This window comes from Dokdonella immobilis, assembly GCF_900115085.1.
Taxonomy (GTDB): domain Bacteria; phylum Pseudomonadota; class Gammaproteobacteria; order Xanthomonadales; family Rhodanobacteraceae; genus Dokdonella; species Dokdonella immobilis.
Map to the genome: position 1 here is coordinate 266,526 of NZ_FOVF01000003.1, position 17,391 is coordinate 283,916.

The following is a 17,391-nucleotide window of genomic DNA, read 5'->3' on the forward strand; positions in this document are numbered from 1 at the left end:
ACCCAATATTGATCCCGAACCTGAACGCACGCCTGACACCGCAACGAAACTGCAGCATCGCGGGTGGCAGGGGCTCCGCCTTCCTACCTTCGCAACGGCGCATCGGTTAGCATCCTCGCTCCCTGGAACGGCTCGCCATGCACGATCAAGCCCCGTTGCTCGACGAATTGCGCAACATGGATGCCGAAGCCGCCGCACGGCGATTGGCTTCGCAGCCCGACAACTCAATCGCTGCCCATCTGCATGCCATGGGCCCGGGACGCGGACTGGCCGTGCTCGATCGCTTCGGGCCCGAGCGACGCACCCGAATCGCATTCGCCGCCGGTCACGGCACGGGCGAGCAGTGGCTTTCGAGCCGCAATTGGCCGGAGGGATCGGTCGGACGCCTGATGGAACAGGCACCCGCCGCATTCTCGGGCGAGGCGCGGGTTGCAACGGTACTGGAGGAACTGCGCCCGGTCGCCTCGCGAAGCCTGGTCACCTATGTCTTCGTCGTCGACGACTCGCATCATCTGACCGGCGTAGTCACCTTTCGGGAAATGGTGTTCGCGGATCCCGACCAGCGCCTCGAGGAAATCATGGTTCCGCATCCGTTCTCCCTGCAACCGGAGACGGATGTCGTGGTCGCCATGCGCGAGGTCGTGCGCCGCCACTATCCGGTCTACCCGGTCTGCGACGCCGACGGACGCCTGATCGGCGTGGTCCGCGGTTCGGTCCTGTTCGAGGAACAGGCCTTCGAGATCAGCGCGCAGGCCGGCTCGATGGTCGGCGTCGAGAAGGAGGAGCGCCTGAGCACGTCCTGGGGTCGCAGCCTGCGCTTCCGTCACCCCTGGTTGCAGCTCAACCTGCTGGCGACCTTCATCACAGCCGCCGTGGTCAGCGCGTTCCAGGGCACGATCAACCAGGTGGTCCTGCTCGCCGTGTTCCTGCCCGTGCTATCCGACCAGTGCAACAACACCGGCTGCCAGGCCCTGGCCGTGACCCTGCGCGGGATGACCTTTGGCGACCTCAAACCCGGACAGGGTTGGCGCCTGATCGCCAAGGAAGCCTGGCTCGGCATGCTCAACGGATCCATGACCGGCGTTCTTGGCGGCCTTGCCATGTATGCGCTGGCCGCGCACCAGGGCAACCCGGACGCCTTGACGCTCGCCTTCATCACCTGGCTGGCCATGGCCGCCAGTTGCGGCATCGCCGGCATCGTCGGCGCCGGCGTGCCTCAGGTCCTGCGTCAGATCGGCGCGGATCCGGCCACCGCATCGAGCATCTTCCTGACCAAGGCGACCGACATCGTCAGCCTCGCCATGTTCCTGGGCCTGGCGGCCTGGCTCGTCGTGCGCTGATAGCGGGCACGCCATCGTGCTGCTGATCGACAGCCACTCGCATATCGACACGTCAGCATTCGATGCGGACCGCGCGGACGCAGTGGCCCGCGCCCGCGCGCTCGGCGTCACGCAACAGATCGTTCCCGCCATCTCGCAATCCGGCTGGTCCAACTTGCGCGAGGTTTGCGCCCGTCATGCGGGGCTGCATCCAGCGTACGGCCTGCACCCGATGTACCTGGACGACCATGAGCCGGCGCACCTCGATGAACTTGCCGCCGTCATCGAAACGGAAAGGCCCGTCGCGGTCGGCGAATGCGGCCTCGACTTCTACGTCGAAGGCCTCGATCGCGATGAGCAGTACCGGTATTTCCGACGCCAGCTCGAACTCGCCCGCGAGCTCGACCTTCCCGTGATCATCCATGCCCGACGTGCCTTCGATGAAGTGACCGCCTGCATCCGCCGCCTCGACGGACTGCGCGGCGTCGTGCACAGCTTTTCCGGCAGCGCCCAGCAGGCCGAAAATCTGTGCAGTCTCGGCTTCCTCCTCGGCATCGGTGGACCGGTCACCTACCCGCGAGCGAACCGCCTGCGCGACATCGTCGCCACGCTGCCGGCCGACCATCTGCTGCTCGAAACCGACTCGCCCGATCAACCCCTGCACGGACACCAGGGCGAACGCAATGAACCGGCGCGGCTGGTCGAGGTGCTGCAGACCGTCGCCCACCTGCGCAGCGAAAGCGAAGCCGAGGTCGCAGCGACCACGAGTCGCAACGCCTGCCGGTTGTTCGGGCTTGATGCGCGGGCGGGTAGCCTGGGTGTTACGGGCGCACCGGATTAGAGCGCACTCGCGTCGGGCGGCGCGGGCTTGGATGACCGTTCCCGCGTTGCCGCTTCGTTGTTGCTTCGGCCCGAATGCTCTTCTGCGAATTGTGGGGTGTGGCATCGTGGCGAAAGGCATCGCGCCTTAAGGCGCTCCTACGTCAAGCGGGCGAACGCGTGCGCGGGCCTCGATGGCCCTTCCCGCGTCTCCGCTTCGTTGTTGGTGGTGAGCGCATGCGAACCCCAACGTCGCCATGTGGGCTCATCGCGAAGGTAAGGGTCGTTGGGATGCGCTGACCCTAACCTCCCGCGCTACGAAAAGCATGCGATGCGTGGCCGCGGGCGTCGGTGGCCGATTCCGCGTTGCCGCTTCGTTGTAGGAAGCGGCTTTAGCCGCGATGCTCTTTTGCGAATTTTGGAGCGCGGCATCGTGGCGAAATGCTTCGAGCCTGAAGGCTCTTCCTACGAAGAGCGGGCGAATGAAAGTCCGCGCGCAACCTGGGTCAAACCGGATTTGAGGTTTGGCTTTAGGCCGGAGCCTCGTCCTTTGCCGCAAGCAGCTTCTCGATCGCCGCCGCGACCGCCGCGAACGCGAAGGTCGCGGTCACATGCGTCACCGCTCCGAGACCGCCGCCGCAATCGAGCTTGAGGCCGGCTTCGCCTGCCGGCGGACGCTGGCCGCAGACGCTGCCATCGGCCTGCGGATAGCGCACGTTCTCCAGCGAATAGACAGCCTGCACGCCAAAGTACCGTTTCGGCCCGCGTGGAAAGCGGAACTCCTCGCGCAACTTCTTGCGGATCAGGGCCAGCATCGCATCGTGCTCGGTGCGCGAGAGGTCGCGAATGCGCACCAGGGTCGGATCCACGCGTCCACCGGCCGAGCCACTGACGATCAGGGGCAACTTGCGGCGACGGCACCAGGCGATCGTCTCGACCTTGACCCGGAAGGCGTCGCAGCAATCGAGGACGAGGTCGTAGCCGCGACCGAGCAGGCGTTCCAGGTTCGCAGGGGTCAGGAATTCGGCGAAGGTCTCCACCTGCAAGGCGGGATTGATCGCCCGCGCGCGCTCGGCCATCACGTCGACTTTGGCGCGCCCATACTGCCCGTCCAGCGCATGCAGCTGGCGATTCGTATTGCTCAGACAAACGTCGTCGGCGTCGATCAGGGTCAGTCGCCCGATCGCACTGCGGGCGAGCGCCTCGACCGCCCAGGAGCCGACGCCGCCGATGCCGATCACGCAGACGTGCTTGCCGGCCAGGCGCGCACTGCTGCCGCTGCCGTAGAGCCGGTCGAGACCTCGAAAGCGTTCGTCGGTGACCGGGCTGGTGGAGACGGGGCTGTTCATTGGGCGCGGGAGGGTATCACGCGACAGCTGATCCGCTGTTGCCCAGGTGCGACGCGGCGCCGCAACCGGAATTTTCGCATCCCGCTACCATGAGGGTTTCTTCATCCGGATTTTCCCGCCATGCGTTATCTGGTCTGCCTTCTGCTCGGCCTGATCATCGGGGCGCTCTGCGCTGTCACTGCGGCCAATATCCTAGGCCGCAGGAACGCCTATCCCAAGGCCCTGATGACGGTCATGAACCACGAACTCAAGGTTGCCCGTGACGCGGGCGCAAAACCGGCTTGTGACGATTCGGGTCCTGCCCTCGCCAAGCTGGCGCTGCTCTCGGCGGATATCGAGGTGGCCATGCCCGATGAAGGACCCACCCCCGACCGGGTTTTCCATCAATACGCCAGCGAGCTCACGACCGTCATCCAGAAAGCCAGGAATACAGGCTGCGAGGGGCGCGCCCAGGCCGTGACCGAGGTTGGCAATGCGTGCGATGCGTGCCACCGCGACTATCGCTGAATTCAACACCAAGAGTTCCGGAAACAGACGTCGCGCCATGGGCGCGCTGCTGGCCGCGGCCCCATAACGCAACTCAAAGGTTGCATATTGCCCGCAACTGCGGCAGACTCATTCGCAACCAGGAGGTTGCCAATGACTGACCGCATCGAAAAGCAGATCGACATCAACGCCCCCGTCTCGCGCGTCTGGCGCGCCCTGACCGATCACGTGGAGTTCGGCGAATGGTTCCGGGTCAAGCTCGACGGCCCGTTCGTGGTCGGCGAGGAATCGACCGGCCACATGACCTACCCCGGCTATGAGCATGTGCAGTGGCACGCCGTGACCCGGGCGATCGAGCCCGAGCATCGCCTGGCCTTCAGCTGGCACCCGTACGCGATCGAACCCGGAGTCGACTACTCGGATGAAGAGCCGACCCTGGTCGAATTCTTCCTCGAACCGATCGAGTCCGGCACGCGCTTGCGGGTCATCGAATCCGGATTCGACCGTATCCCGGCCGGGCGGCGACCCGAGGCATTGCGCATGAATACGGGCGGATGGGAAGCCCAGGTCAAGAACATCAAGCAACATGTCGAGTAGCGCATCGGCACGCCGTGCGGACACCGACGAAGCGACCGCGGCCATCTTCGCCGCACTCGGCGATGGGACACGGCTCGCCCTTGTTGCGCGCCTGAGCCAAGGATCTGCGTGTTCGATCAGCCAATTGGCCGAGCACTCCGCCTTGACCCGACAGGCCATCACCAAACATCTGCAGGTACTCGAAAAGGCCGGTCTGGTCAGCCGACGAAAGTCCGGCCGCGAGACGCTCTATGCCTGCCAGCCCCGGCCGTTGCACGATGCCCGGCGCTATCTCGATGTCGTTGAACGCCAGTGGGACCAGGCCCTGGGCAGACTGAAGACTTTCATCGAACGCTGAACCCCGGTCGCATCGTGCCGACGGTGCTCTGTATAGCCTGGCTGATTTTTCCTCGCCCGATCTGGCCCTTGTTGCCGCGACATTCCGTTGATCAGGAAAGCAGGGCCGACGGCGCCTCACGGCACGATCACGGCTCGAACGAGATGTCGTGCCCAAAACGACGCCAACAACGGGAGTGGCTCGATGAACCTGGACGAGGGAACCCGAAAGCGATCGGCAGATCCGGCCGGAGCCGATAGAGGCACGATTTGCCGCTGGCTTCTTCCCGCACTGCTGCTGTGTTCCGCCATTCCGGCCTCGGCCCAGTTCGAACTGGGCGGCAGCGTGTTCGCGGGCGGCGGTGGCCACAGTGAATCGGCCGGCCACTGCCTGCGTCTCGACGCCACGCTCGGCGAGGCTTCCGTCGGTACGGCATCCGGCGGCGCGTTCACCATCAGCGCCGGATACGCCGCCCGTTTCGATCCCGCCACCCGCGACGCCCTTTTCGATACCGGATTCGAGGACTGCCTGTGATGATTGTTCGTAACCCGCTTCGCGCCCGCCTAGCCGCCATCGTGTTCGCCTTCGGCCTCGGCGGCGCCTGCACATTCGCGCTGGCCGCGCCCCAGCTTCCCGATTTCACTTACCAGGGGCGCCTGAGCCAGAACGGTGTTCCGGCCAACGGCAGTTTCAACCTGAGCTTCGCCCTCTACGACAACGCCACCAATGGCTCCCAGGTCGGCTCGACCATCTCGGAACCGGCGTTTCCGGTCACGGACGGCCTGTTCACCGTATCGCTCGCGTTTCCCGGTGCATTCGACGGCACCCAACTGTGGCTGCAGGTCAGCGTAAACGGCGTACCGCTGCTGCCACGCACGGCGGTGACGGCGACGCCGGTCGCCCAGTTTTCGCTGAGTGGCTCGATCGGTGGCGCGGCCGGTGGCGACCTGACCGGAACCTACCCGAATCCCTCGCTGGCCACCGCGTCGGTGACCAATTCGAAGATCGCGGCAGGTGCGATCTCCTCGTCGAAGCTCGGTTCGAGTTCGGTGACCTCGACTGCAATTGCCGCGAGCGCCGTGGACACGAGTGAGCTGGCATCCGGGGCGGTCACCGAGGCGAAGATCGCCAGCAACAGCGTCACGCGCGCGAAGATCTCTGGCGGCGACGTCACCGGTACGCTCGGCGGGGTCTCGCTTGGCGGAGGAGGCTGTGCCGATGTCAATGCTGGCGCCAGTGGAACGGCACCCGGTGACATCGTCCTCGTCAATCTTCAGGCCGGGGTGACCCTGCCCTCGAAATTCATCATGCTGCCCGCCCGCGTCGACAGCGCCGGCACGGTCACCCTGCGCTTCTGCAACATCGGCACCACAACCCAGTCCTTCAAGAGCCTGCCGATCGAGATCCTGACGATCCACTGAGCAGCGCCAGGCCGGCGCGTCGCGACCCAGATGCGGCCCGGTTGCGGGAGAGCGTTCGCGCAACCGGGCCGCACTCCGCCGTCGGCGGATTTCCCCCTCAGAAGCGGTAGCCGACCGCCAGGCCGTAGACCAGCGGATCGATATCCACCGTGCCGACCTTCGTACCATCCACCTTTACGTCGGTCGAAATGCTGACCCAGCGCACATCCGCGGTCAGCGACCAGCGCTCGTTGAACATGTAGTCGAAACCGGCGTGCAGGGCCGGCCCCCACGAATCCCCCAGGGTGACGCGGGTACCTGCGAGCGGCCCCTTCTCGTCGACCGAGAAGAACCGCGTGTAGTTGATGCCGATGCCGACGAACGGATCGAAGGCCGAATCGGTCGGGAAATGCCACTGTGCCGACAGGGTCGGCGGCAGCTGCTTTGCCGACAGCGCCTTGGTGCCATTGAGCTTGACGTCGTGCGAGAACGGCAATGCCGCGAGCAGTTCGATGCCGAAGGTCGGGGTGACGCGGTACTCGGCGGTGATCGTCGGGCTCAGGCCGCTGCCGACATCGGTCTTCAAGGCACCGTCGGCGAGGCTGCCGTTGCCCGACTTCGGATCAACCACGTGCAAACCGAATTTGACCTGCCAGTCGCCGGCCTGCCAGTCCGCGGCCTGTTGGGCATGGGCGAGCGGCAGGCCACCGGCCACCAGGGCAATGACGAGCGCAGTAAGACGTTTCATGTTCGACTCCAGTTGAAAACTGAAGTCATTCTTGCCGCGCCCTGCCCGCCGCGCTTGATCGACGTCAATACGGTTGGGGGGTGCGTCGCAATGCCACAGCGTGCGCCACCCAGGCGGCGAACCGTGCCGTCGCATCACCCCCGCTGCTGAGACCGAACGCTACTTCGCGCAATCCAGCCGCCGCAGCCAGAAGGTTAGCGCCTGCTCGGTCTCGGTTTCACAATCGACCTGCTTCCAGGCAAGAGCCATCGTCATGTCGGGCTGCCGGACATAGCCACGGCGCGCCCAGAACGGGGCGTTGCTTCGGTAGTCGGCCGGGCAGCGCGGATCGTCCTCGGCGCGATCCACGGCCGCGAATGCGGTCCAGGCGAACGCACCGAGCGCGCGCGCGTGCGCTTCGCGTTCATCGAAGAAACGATGCCCGAGTCCCCGGCCGCGATACTCGCGAAGCAGCACGGATTCGGCGCAATAGAAGACCGTTTCAATCGGCATGCGGCGTTCGAGGAAAGGTGCCTGGAATTCGGCTTCGGTCCCGGCCAGCGGCATTCCGGTGGAGGCACCGACCACCTCTTCGCCATCCAGCACGACGACCAGCACGCCGCCGGGGGAGCGCGCATAGGTCGCCAGATAGCGCGCCTCGTAGGCCTCGTCGCCGTCGTAGAGGTAGGGATACTCGCGGAACACCGCGATACGCAGGCGCGCGACCGCCGGCAACCACCCGGCGATCTCAGCGCCACGCAAACTCAGCACGCGCAGGGTGCCCGCCACCTCAGGCACCCGCGGAGACCTGGCTGATCCAGTCGGAAAGGTTGTAGTAGTTGGTCACACGCGCGATGCGTCCGTCACGAACCTCGAAGAAGGCGCCTCCCGGCAACACGTAACGCTGACCCTTCGCCTCGGGCAGGCCTTCATCGGTGGACAGGTAGGCACCGTGCACGACGTATTCGGCAGCAGCACGCTGACCGTCGCCGCTCGCCATCACCGTGACATCGCGCAGCGTCTCCTCGTAGCAGCGATCCATGCGCGCCAGGAACAGCCGAAACGCCTCATGGCCGGTTTCGCGAAGGCCCTGGTTGAGATCGTGCACGACATCGTCGCTCATCAAGGCCAGCATGGCCTCGCGGTCGCGACGGTTGAAGGCGTCGTAGTAGGCCTTGATCAGGTCCAGCGTGTTCACTCGGATCTCCACACGGTTCGATAGGGTCCGGCAGACGATACGACATAAGAACGCTGGAGCGGAGCCACCCCGCAATGGCGGGCGCAGATTTCCGACGCTGCTCAGTAGCGACCAGGGCGCTTGCGCCTGGCCATGGCCTCATTGAGGTTCTGCAGCAAGGACCGCGGCTCGGCATCCATCGCCCGCAACGAAATCACGCAGGGCGTGCCAAATTTCTCCTCGAAGGTCTCCAGGATTGGAGCGAGCGTGCGTGGCGCCTTCGCCCTGAAGGCAGCCGGGTCGGCGAGCTGGACGGCCAGGAAGCGCGGCGACCTGCCCTGCGACGGCACAAGACCGAAGCCCTTGATGTCGTTCCAGGCGATCCGGCGCGAAGGGAACGACGTGCGATCGAGCAGCCCTTCGGCATCGGTGATCAGCACCGGGCGCTTGTCGAGTGCCTTCCAGATGCCCATGCCGACGACGATTACGCCGGTAATCATCAGGCTGATAGCGATGATCTCCCAGAGCTTGCCGAGATCCTCCACCCAGTCCAGCGACCACAAGCCGAACAGCGAAACCGCCGCGCCGACGCCGACCCAGTAGAACACCATGCTCGCCCGTCCATTGACCTCAATCATCCCTGCCCCGCTCCCCATTCAAATATCGCTTTGCAGTTTGCTACAGAAAATGGTTAAGGTACAAGGACAACAGCGCAACCCCTGCGCAGACCAAGGAGCGGCAAATGGCGACAGCATGGAAGGACTTGAGCACCGGCGCAAAGATCCGTCGCACGCATACGCTGTTCTGGTGGGCCTTTGCCTTCCCCCTCATGCTCCTCATTCTTGCCTGGACGGCCGCCAGCACCTGCCTGCATGCCCGCGCCATCCTCGCCGACCACTCGATCGCGCAAGCCACCATCGCCTACGACGAGGACGCGCGACCCTCGAAGCATCTGGCCCGCTTCAAATACACCTACACCGTCGACGGCCAGGACTACACCGGCACCTTCTCGACCCTGAACTCGCGCGCCGACGAAGTGCAAATCGGCGGAACCATGCCCATCGCCTACGCGAACTTCGATCCCAGCCAGTCACAGCGACCGGCCCTGCTCGAATCAAACGCAGACTGGCAGTCGAATGCGATGTCGGTCCTCACCATGGGTGCACTCGGCGCCCTGCTGATCGGCGTGTTCTACATGGTGCTGGCCTGGCTGCTGCGAAGGGCTACTGCACATCTGACCTGAGGGGCTGTCCCGTCCCATATGGGCATGACCTCTCATGCGACGTTCAAATACGTTCGTCACATACTAGCTATTTGTAGAGGGCAAACCTCACTGCAGGGAACCAAGACTTGGCAGCATATGACAATCAGCACTATGTTCCGGTTCGCTACTTTGCGCTCTTCAAACCGCAAAGCCGGACAATCTGCTTAGTCTTGAGAAAGAATGGCAAGTTCATCCCGAACGCATCAATATCGGGACAATCGAGCAGTCATCGCTTCTACGGGAGCGATGCACTCGAGGCGGCGATAACAGGATTCGAGAGCGCTTGCGGCGACTTACTCGAGGAATTCGCCGCAATGGATGACCTGGGCTCAATGAATAGCAAGCAGTTCTATTCTCTGCTCAGATGGATTGGTTTCCAACGAGCTCGAACCGAGGCGGCTCGGTCTATGGACAGACCTATGTGGGAAACAATGTATCGCGTCCTTGGAGAGCATGCGATCGTCGAAGGTCGACCAGCGCTTGAACGCCCGCCCGACCGCGATAGTCAGCTGGCTGGCATGATGGACTCCCTAGAGCATTCTCGATTCCTATCGCGCCTCACTCCGTATCTACTGTCAAATCGCACAAACAGACCACTTATATTCGGAGACGCACCCGTAGTCTACTTCAACTCTGCATTCAGGCATGTCGTCGATCGTGGGGTTCTCGGCACACAAAGTCCCGGCCTGCAAATCTTCGCGCCAATTGGAAACAACAAGGCAATTGCGTTGTTCGATCCCGATTACTATCGGGTGAGGTCAAGTTCCGACGGAGAAGTCAGGATTCGGGATCTTCACGACGTGGCCGCCCTAAATGCGCTTCAGATCCATTCCGCGGCGCATGCAGTTTATTTTTCCGACACTGAATTCGCACCGTATGTGCGAGACCTATGGGAGCAGCAACGCGGAAGATTGCGAACCCATTCCGCTACGATTTTGTCGTACATGGAATCCGTCGGCGAAGATCAAGAGCGCGAGGTCAATGTCTTCTTCGAGCCAGTCGTGCCCTATGATTTAAATCTCTCGTTTGTAAGTAGACAACGCAGGTAGCACCAAGTTATCGAATGCACAACGAGCCTTCCTCGCCCCGACTTTCTTCCAACTGCATCTTGATAGCGCCGCGATGGGCAATTCACTAGTTCGCGAAGATCCGGGGTGGTCCAAGCCTTGACTCTTGAATTTGTCTGCTTCACGCACGGTTGCGGTAGAAGCTAGATTCTCGCAGCGTGAATCGCTGCGCCCAGCCAAAGCTCATAGCACACGAAAGCGAGGCACTGCTGATTTTCGATAGAACTGGTGCCCGGAGCGGGGGTCGAACCCGCATGGCCTTGCGGCCGAGGGATTTTAAGTCGGATCCAGACATGATCGCCACTTGTTGAACTCTATTGACTTCAATGGGTTGCGTATTGAGCATGCCGGCAGATTGTTGGCGATTCTGGGCGCTGGTGTCCCACCGGTGTCCCAAGCGATGTGCCGCGATTCGTCGCATCGTCTTTGCGCTACTCGTAGGAGGTCGCACGAAAATGTCGATTTTCATTTCCAAGGAGTCTAGGGACCAATTCGAGCGAATGGGAACGGATGAGGTTCGCAAGATCGCAGGCGGCGTCGACAGAAACGCGTTCGTCCGCCAGGCGAAGGCGTGGTTGGTTGAGCAGGAAAAGCGCATAACAGAAGAGAGTCGAGATCTAAGCATTCGAGCAGTGAGAGCCGAAGAAAGCCAAGCTGAGTCCGCGAAAAGTTCAGCTCAATCGGCCGCAGAATCCGCTCGGCACTCAAGAGCCGCGGCAGCAGCGGCGTGGTGGGCAGTCGGATTTGCCTTCGTTACCTTTCTCATGACCTTGATCAGCCTGGCACTCAAAAACTAGGAGCAGGCGCGCGGAAGCAACGGCAGTATGTGACTCGGGTATCGGGGTGTGGCTGGCGGGACCGCCACCCAATTTTGTCGCTTTACCAAAATTCCCTTGCCCGGTATTCGTGGCGCAGTATAGCTCTCTCAACTAAGACCTGCTTCGGAGTCGACCATGGAAAAGATCAGTCGCGCGAACATTACTTCGAGCGAGTTGCGCTGGTCGTTCGGCGCTTTCTTCGTGATGGGTTTCTTTCTAGGCGGAATCTTCTTTGCCGATGACGGCTGGATTGTCGCCTTGGCCAAGAACCCGGATGCGCCGGAGTGGGCGCAGGGGATCGGTTCTCTCGTCGCTATCGCAATAGCAATTTATGTTCCTTGGAAGCAGCGGCAGAATGAGGCGGCAGATCGCGCTGCCCAAGACCGGCGGCAGGCAAGAGCCATAGCCGCCATGCTTAGAGCGCCTCTTGATGAATGGATAGATTCATTTCATAGCTTTGAGCAGAACATTGATCGATCAGATGTCAACTTTTCAAACGGTCAATTGATACGCTGCGGCAGCGTCGGAAGTTACTTTTTTGGTACTTCGAAAACGATCGAAAGGCACATCGAACAGCTTTATCTGCTCGGTACTGCCGGAGACCGTATATTTGATGCATTGCGGAAGGCGCACGAAGCCAGGGCACTTTGCGAATCTCTGCTTGGCGAGATTGGTTATTCTCAAGAACGCGACAATGAAGTGTATCGCAGTGACCAGTTTCGAATGATTTGGGACCGGTACTCATCAATTCAAAATGACATAGGTGAAGCGATCGACATCGTGGTCGAATTGCTCTGACGAGCAAAACCGCATCATCGGGATGCTGCCACTCTCTTAAGCTCTCCGCTGAATCCGTTCCTGCCTATCCCGAAACCGATACAATGCCCCTGCCAGCGCCTCTTCGCGGTCCCTGGGCAATTGCATACGCTTGCGGGCTAGCAACACCGAATGGATCAATTTCGCTCGCTGCAGCCGTTGCTCGTCTGTCATAGGCTGATCCAGCGGGATCAGGTCATTGCAGACCACGCTGACCGCATGAAGAGAGTTCACCGCGGTACGGGCGGCAATGGACGCTTGGCGCATGGACGACATAGGGCAATCTCCGAATAGGGTGCTCGCGGTGTCGGCTTCTCGGGCTTCCCTTACGGGTGCATGCGCCAGGACATCGCGAGCAGGGATAGGGTCCACCAAGGGTCAGGTCTGGGTCCACCAAAGGTCAGGTCTTGAATTTTGAATTTGCCCACTTCCCGCGCGATTGCGGCAGACGCGTGTCGGTCGCAATGGGAATCGCTCCGCTTGGCCACATCTCATAACGCGCGAGAGCGAGGCGCAGTCGATTTTCAAAAGAACTGGTGCCCGGAGCGGGGGTCGAACCAGCATGGAAGGTCTGGGGTCAAGTCTTGAATCTTGAATTTGTCTGCTTCACGTACGATTTCGGCAGACGCCTGTCTTTCGCAACGGGAATCGCTCCGCCTGGCTGCTGCTCATAACGCGCGAAAGCGAGGCTGTGATTATTGATAGAACTGGTGCCCGGAGCGGGGGTCGAACCCGCATGGCCTTGCGGCCGAGGGATTTTAAGTCCCTTGCGTATACCAGTTTCGCCATCCGGGCCAGCTCACGAACCAGGACATCCAAAATTCCAGCAATGCCTTACACAGCCTGTCGGACATTTCCTACAGACGAGGCAAAGGTCCGAGGGCATGCTGGCCACATGACTACTGCCCGCAGCTTGCTCATCGATCCGGAGTCGCCTGGCTTCTATCACTACATCTCCCGATGCGTGGGACGGACCTGGCTTTGCGGCGTCGATTCGTTCGACGGCAAGTCCAATGAACATCGCCGCGACTGGGCCGAGCAGTGACGAAATCGTTTGCATGCATGATTTGAGTGGAGCGGTTCCTGCGTGTGTTTCAATGAACTCGATGGCGCTGCCTGATGATCGTAGGACGCCGGCCCAGCCGGTGGGACGATTGAGACCTTCGTCGCGGCACCGGCCCACGAGGAACCTGCCATCAAGGAAACGACAGCGGCGTTACGTCATGCCGAGGTCTGGAAAAGTGTGCCCGCTACGGGTATAGTTTGGAGGTCGAGATGGCGCGCATCCTCAAGCGCAAGGACTTTGCGCGGTGGCAGGCAAGCGAGAAGCTGCCCGATACGACCTTATGCAAAGCGGTCAAGGAAATGGAAAGAGGCCTGATCGACGCGGATCTCGGGGGCCATCTCTACAAGAAGCGGGTGGCGCGTCCCGGCGCCGGCAAGAGTGGAGGTTACCGCACCCTGCTGTCGGCCCGAATCGGAAACCGCTACGTCTTCCTGCATGGGTTTCCCAAGAGCGACAAGGCGAACATCACGCAGGACGAGAAGAAGGCGCTTCAATTTGCTGGCAGGATATTCCTGGAACTATCTGCCGAGAACCTGTCGAAGGCGTTGCAGTCGGGGGTGTTAATGGAGGTGCAATGTGAGCAAGATCATTGAATCCCTGCGCAGCGATCTGGCTGCGCTTCACGAAGTGGGGGCGATCGGCAAGGTGACGATGCGCAAGCTCGACGCAATCTGCCCACCACCGGTGCGGGAGTTCGGCGCCGAGGACATCAGGCGACTACGGCAGAAGCTGAAATTCAGCCAGCCGGTGTTTGCGCATCATTTGCACACCTCGGCATCTACCGTGCGCAAGTGGGAGCAAGGCGAAACTCGACCCGCTGGCCCGGCGCTCAAACTACTCAACGTCATCGCCGACAAGGGTTTGCAGGCCATCATCTGATGTCTGACGGCGGAGACAGGTATTCGGAAAATCGAAGGTAGTTCAAGCCTCGAATCTTGAATTTGCATGCTTCCCGCAAGATTGCGGCAGACGTCTTCACTTGACAGCGGGGATCGCTACTTTTGGTCTCAGCTCAAGGCGCGCGGAAGCCAGGCGCTGCTGATTTTCGATAGAACTGGTGCCCGGAGCGGGGGTCGAACCCGCATGGCCTTGCGGCCGAGGGATTTTAAGTCCCTTGCGTATACCAGTTTCGCCATCCGGGCCAGCGCGAAGGATGCCCGATGCCAGCGCGCACGACCAGCGTGCGGCCGTGAATCGGCTCAAGAGGCGGATTCGGATCAGGCCCGGTGGCTGCTACAGCGACGTCGCGGCTGCAGTCGTTACAGGATGGACTATCCGACCGACGCCAATGGCAGTTCGGCCAGGGTCGAGACGGTCAACGGATCCCGCGCCACCGGTGCGAACTCCTCGTCGCTGCGAAGGTGGCGGAAGCACTGGCCGGCGGTCCATTGCAGGGGTCGGCCGTCGTCGAGGTGGACGCGGTGTGGGAAATCGGAAAGCGATTGAGGCGCCGTCGTGCGGGCTCGATCGATAGGCTGATAGACCAGAACATGATGCTTGCGATGGGTCTTGCGGCTGCAGACCTCGATATAGCGCGTTGGCATGTCAGCCCTCCCCTGTCATGTTTCAACCGTGGCCATTTCATTCCTGGCCCGCTGAACCGAAAGGCAATATCCCGATGGTGGAGTCAAATCCACGATCGCGATTGGGCATTCGTTCATCCAGGCCACGCCCTGCACTTGCCCGGATGGCCCATGCCGCGGCGCGCCGCTGGCTCGCAGAAAGCCGCGCAAAAGAAAACCCGCCAGGGCGGGTCGACTATGGAGGCCTGGGTCGGAATCGAACCGGCGTACGCGGCTTTGCAGGCCGCTGCATGACCTATCGCCCCAGTGCCTTACTTCTTCTGCCGCGTTCGCCAGCCAAAACCGGCCCAATTATCGACCGGAAGAATACCGCATCAGGGCGCCATTTTGGCGCTCACGTACACGGCCAACTTCTGAACTGGGCTTGCTATCCATTGGGGAACGCAGCAATGACCGAGAAATGCTTCACCCAATCTGTTCGACTTCAAACGAGAATGCCTGCCGATGAACGTCAACCAGATAGACCGGGATCGCTGGCTTTCGCTCCGCGGCGGCTTTGAGAATCCGCGCTCGCTCGTCGGCCCCTGACCTCATGCCCAAGTAGACGTGCTGGAGTGCCTCCGGCGGAAAGTCCATAAAGCCAGCGGGTGTTTCCCACCGAACGACTCTCCATTCGCCCTCGGGCTCCCAATGGTCCGATTTTGTCGCGAGCATCTCCTTGGCGAACTTCAGTCGCGCTTCGCTGCCCTTCGGCGTATCCACAGATAGATCGATGGCGGGACGATCGCCAGCGTAGTCGACATCTACAATGGGTGCCGGCCATTCCGATTTGAGGCGGAATGCCAAACAGTAGCCTTTGTGGCTGTCGGCATAGTGCGCCCACATGCATGGGTCGTCCCAAGAACTCGTGAAGCAACAGACACTAGACCGGCGGATGCTTTCGCGCATGCCATGCGGCAAAAGAACCTTGACCTCTGGGGAGTTCAGCCCGCCATTGCGCGCGATGTCCAACAACCGGATTGCCTGAGGGTGATTGCGCGCCCAGCCGTTCCCCTCAATCATTCTTTCGGCCTGTCGTAGTTGATCGTCTATCGACTTGTCCGGCATGACAAAATTTGGATTGCAATCGAAAGGGTCGTTGAACGCTTCCGGGCTGCTACACCACATTTTCGACTCGGCGATGATCTCTTCGGGCTCGCGCGCCTTTGTCGAGTCCGCAGCGTGAAATTGGCGGAAGCGATAGATGAGAGTGTCAGAATCGATCATGGGACCTACCCGCAGATTGGAAACGACTGCTAGCAGACGCGGAAAATTCTGTTTGTGCTGGCCCGGTAATTGCCGCGTCCGACACACCGCTGATTGCGAGCGATACTTGAGCCGCTCTCCAAATGTTCACACTCATTCTACTCTTCCGACCTGACCGGGAAACTTGCCCATCAAGGCACTCTAAGCAACCTAAGCCGTGTTCCGACATCAGGCTTAACGACTTGATAAATCTCCGGCATCGGAAATTTCTTCGATTGCCGCATGCCAAGGATTTTCGCGAGAATGTCCAATATCGCAGCATCGCGGCAACGCAACCCAAGGATAATTCCCGTAAGGGCATCCGGACGGAAGCCTCGTTGGATGTTTGCGTTCCCTATCTCAACTGCTCGCCACTCTCGCTCGTCCTTCCACTGCTCCTCCTTTTCCATTAGAAGGCGCAAATTCGTATCATGATCAAGTTGATCTAACGACTCGATTACCCGCTTCGGCTCCTTGGAGTAAGTCATCCTGTGCAGTACGAAGCATCTCGGATCTCGGCTCGGATCGAACTGGATGCAGATACCGCTATGATCGTTACTATAGTGGCTCCAAAGCCTTGAGACGCGAGGGTCTGCGCTGAATGAGCAGACGCCCAACTGCCGCAAAAATCTCTCATGTGCATTACGAAGAAGCCGCTCCAGCAATTTCGGATTGGCTATCAAATCGGACCTAACAAGAGTTCGAGCCCTGGCGCTACCAATATTGTTCTCGCGGCGAAAATAGTGTTCAACCGATCGTCTCAGGGCAGCTCCTTTTTCGGACATTTTGTAATGAATAGAAAAATCGAAAGGATCATTGAGGCTATCCGCGCTTGCCATCCAAAGCTGATTTCTGACAACGATATCTTCGAGTCTCTGCCAACCGGCACTGTCATCGACTTTCGGCAGCACCCGATACTTGTAAACGAAACGGGGTTGCCCACTTTTCGCGAAGATTCTCCGCCTCTCCAAGAGCGGCGTCATCTCATTGCGACGAATGTTTTGCTCTAATCTTTCTCTGGTTTGGGACAGATTGGACTACCCCCGATTTCTCGGACGGGTTAATTAGGCGACACCGCCATCTTCTCGAACTGCTCCGGTGATTGGTAGCCGAGAGCGCTGTGTAGCCTCTGTCGGTTGTAGAACACCTCGATATAGTCGAATACTTTGCTGCGCGCCTGGTCGCGGTCGACGAAGCGCTCGTGGTGCGTGAGCTCCTGTTTCAGCGAACTGAAGAAGCTCTCCATCACGGCATTGTCGTAGGGCATACCCTTGCGACTCATGCTGGCGATCATCCCGGCATCGGACAATTGTTGCTGGTAGGCCTTGCTGGTGTATTGCACGCCTTGATCGCTGTGGTGGAT

23 protein-coding genes and 2 tRNA genes are annotated in these 17,391 nt (G+C 60.9%); 14 read left to right on the forward strand and 11 right to left on the reverse strand.

Translation table 11 applies throughout. The features are described from left to right. Positions 1-137: 137 nt before the first annotated feature. Both BM125_RS04005 and BM125_RS04010 read left to right on the forward strand, forming a co-directional pair. Entirely contained in the window at positions 138-1,340 is a 1,203-nt protein-coding gene (locus BM125_RS04005) for a magnesium transporter (RefSeq protein ID WP_092405106.1), read from the forward strand. 16 nt (positions 1,341-1,356) lie between these two features. Continuing rightward, complete coding sequence (locus BM125_RS04010; protein ID WP_092405108.1) at positions 1,357-2,160, forward strand: TatD family hydrolase; 804 nt, start codon at positions 1,357-1,359, stop codon at positions 2,158-2,160. Between the two features lie 508 nt (positions 2,161-2,668). Here the strand turns inward: BM125_RS04010 and BM125_RS04015 are convergent. Then, positions 2,669-3,487, reverse strand: coding sequence for a tRNA threonylcarbamoyladenosine dehydratase (locus tag BM125_RS04015; protein WP_092405110.1), 819 nt, complete (start codon positions 3,485-3,487; stop codon positions 2,669-2,671). A gap of 120 nt (positions 3,488-3,607) precedes the next feature. Between BM125_RS04015 and BM125_RS04020 the strand changes: the two genes are divergently transcribed. The 5 genes from BM125_RS04020 to BM125_RS04040 all read left to right on the forward strand — a co-directional run bounded on the left by BM125_RS04020 (position 3,608) and on the right by BM125_RS04040 (position 6,307). Beyond that, entirely contained in the window at positions 3,608-3,994 is a 387-nt protein-coding gene (locus BM125_RS04020; protein WP_092405112.1) for a hypothetical protein, read from the forward strand. A 132-nt stretch (positions 3,995-4,126) separates the two neighbouring features. Beyond that, positions 4,127-4,570, forward strand: a complete 444-nt coding sequence (locus BM125_RS04025; RefSeq protein ID WP_092405114.1) for an SRPBCC family protein — start codon at positions 4,127-4,129, stop codon at positions 4,568-4,570. Further along, a complete protein-coding gene (locus BM125_RS04030; RefSeq protein ID WP_092405116.1) occupies positions 4,560-4,907 on the forward strand; it encodes an ArsR/SmtB family transcription factor in 348 nt (115 codons plus the stop codon). The genes BM125_RS04025 and BM125_RS04030 overlap by 11 nt, the downstream gene beginning before the upstream one ends. Before the next feature lie 183 nt (positions 4,908-5,090). Further along, a complete protein-coding gene (locus BM125_RS04035) occupies positions 5,091-5,420 on the forward strand; it encodes a hypothetical protein (protein ID WP_092405118.1) in 330 nt (109 codons plus the stop codon). Next, complete coding sequence (locus BM125_RS04040; protein ID WP_092405120.1) at positions 5,420-6,307, forward strand: hypothetical protein; 888 nt, start codon at positions 5,420-5,422, stop codon at positions 6,305-6,307. Before BM125_RS04035 ends, BM125_RS04040 begins: the two co-directional genes overlap by 1 nt. A gap of 97 nt (positions 6,308-6,404) precedes the next feature. Here BM125_RS04040 and BM125_RS04045 read toward each other — a convergent pair whose 3' ends face one another. From BM125_RS04045 to BM125_RS04060, 4 genes are all read right to left on the reverse strand, one after another. After that, positions 6,405-7,034 (reverse strand): OmpW/AlkL family protein, encoded by a 630-nt coding sequence (locus BM125_RS04045; protein ID WP_092405122.1) that lies wholly within the window; start codon positions 7,032-7,034, stop codon positions 6,405-6,407. 159 nt (positions 7,035-7,193) lie between these two features. After that, positions 7,194-7,802, reverse strand: a complete 609-nt coding sequence (locus tag BM125_RS04050) for a GNAT family N-acetyltransferase (protein WP_092405124.1) — start codon at positions 7,800-7,802, stop codon at positions 7,194-7,196. 1 nt (position 7,803) lies between these two features. Next, on the reverse strand, positions 7,804-8,217 hold the full coding sequence (locus BM125_RS04055; protein ID WP_425429594.1) for a ketosteroid isomerase-related protein: 414 nt from the start codon (positions 8,215-8,217) through the stop codon (positions 7,804-7,806). Positions 8,218-8,312: 95 nt separating this feature from the next. After that, positions 8,313-8,828, reverse strand: coding sequence for an STM3941 family protein (locus BM125_RS04060; protein WP_092405128.1), 516 nt, complete (start codon positions 8,826-8,828; stop codon positions 8,313-8,315). Positions 8,829-8,932: 104 nt separating this feature from the next. Between BM125_RS04060 and BM125_RS04065 the strand changes: the two genes are divergently transcribed. The 4 genes from BM125_RS04065 to BM125_RS04080 all read left to right on the forward strand — a co-directional run bounded on the left by BM125_RS04065 (position 8,933) and on the right by BM125_RS04080 (position 12,137). After that, the gene (locus BM125_RS04065; protein WP_092405130.1) at positions 8,933-9,433 is read left to right on the forward strand and encodes a DUF3592 domain-containing protein; all 501 of its coding nucleotides are present in this window, start codon (positions 8,933-8,935) and stop codon (positions 9,431-9,433) included. 107 nt (positions 9,434-9,540) lie between these two features. After that, the gene (locus tag BM125_RS04070) at positions 9,541-10,503 is read left to right on the forward strand and encodes a DUF4238 domain-containing protein (protein ID WP_092405132.1); all 963 of its coding nucleotides are present in this window, start codon (positions 9,541-9,543) and stop codon (positions 10,501-10,503) included. A 473-nt stretch (positions 10,504-10,976) separates the two neighbouring features. Continuing rightward, positions 10,977-11,318: a hypothetical protein gene (locus BM125_RS04075; RefSeq protein ID WP_092405134.1), complete on the forward strand. Its 342-nt coding sequence runs from the start codon at positions 10,977-10,979 to the stop codon at positions 11,316-11,318. A gap of 156 nt (positions 11,319-11,474) precedes the next feature. After that, positions 11,475-12,137, forward strand: a complete 663-nt coding sequence (locus tag BM125_RS04080; protein ID WP_092405136.1) for a hypothetical protein — start codon at positions 11,475-11,477, stop codon at positions 12,135-12,137. A gap of 726 nt (positions 12,138-12,863) precedes the next feature. On the opposite strand, the gene BM125_RS04090 is transcribed toward BM125_RS04080, so the two are convergent. After that, positions 12,864-12,950: transfer RNA gene (locus BM125_RS04090), tRNA-Leu, on the reverse strand. A 100-nt stretch (positions 12,951-13,050) separates the two neighbouring features. On the opposite strand from BM125_RS04090, the gene BM125_RS20130 reads away from it, so the two are divergent. The 3 genes from BM125_RS20130 (at position 13,051) to BM125_RS04100 (ending at position 14,100) form a co-directional block, all read left to right on the forward strand. Then, positions 13,051-13,200, forward strand: coding sequence for a hypothetical protein (locus BM125_RS20130; RefSeq protein ID WP_175497898.1), 150 nt, complete (start codon positions 13,051-13,053; stop codon positions 13,198-13,200). Between the two features lie 230 nt (positions 13,201-13,430). Continuing rightward, on the forward strand, positions 13,431-13,814 hold the full coding sequence (locus BM125_RS04095) for a type II toxin-antitoxin system RelE/ParE family toxin (protein ID WP_092405202.1): 384 nt from the start codon (positions 13,431-13,433) through the stop codon (positions 13,812-13,814). Further along, positions 13,798-14,100: a helix-turn-helix domain-containing protein gene (locus BM125_RS04100; protein WP_092405140.1), complete on the forward strand. Its 303-nt coding sequence runs from the start codon at positions 13,798-13,800 to the stop codon at positions 14,098-14,100. Before BM125_RS04095 ends, BM125_RS04100 begins: the two co-directional genes overlap by 17 nt. Positions 14,101-14,276: 176 nt before the next feature. Here BM125_RS04100 and BM125_RS04105 read toward each other — a convergent pair. The 5 genes from BM125_RS04105 to BM125_RS04130 all read right to left on the reverse strand — a co-directional run. Further along, a tRNA-Leu gene (locus BM125_RS04105) sits at positions 14,277-14,363 on the reverse strand. Between the two features lie 129 nt (positions 14,364-14,492). After that, positions 14,493-14,765 carry a hypothetical protein gene (locus BM125_RS04110; protein WP_092405142.1) on the reverse strand — a complete coding sequence of 91 codons (273 nt, stop codon included), beginning with the start codon at positions 14,763-14,765 and terminating at the stop codon, positions 14,493-14,495. 444 nt (positions 14,766-15,209) lie between these two features. After that, positions 15,210-16,010 (reverse strand): DUF2971 domain-containing protein, encoded by an 801-nt coding sequence (locus BM125_RS04120; protein ID WP_092405144.1) that lies wholly within the window; start codon positions 16,008-16,010, stop codon positions 15,210-15,212. Between the two features lie 170 nt (positions 16,011-16,180). Further along, positions 16,181-16,939: a DUF2971 domain-containing protein gene (locus tag BM125_RS04125; protein ID WP_175497899.1), complete on the reverse strand. Its 759-nt coding sequence runs from the start codon at positions 16,937-16,939 to the stop codon at positions 16,181-16,183. A gap of 149 nt (positions 16,940-17,088) precedes the next feature. Next, the coding region (locus BM125_RS04130) for an IS3 family transposase (RefSeq protein WP_175497900.1) at positions 17,089-17,391 on the reverse strand (303 nt) is incomplete at its 5' end.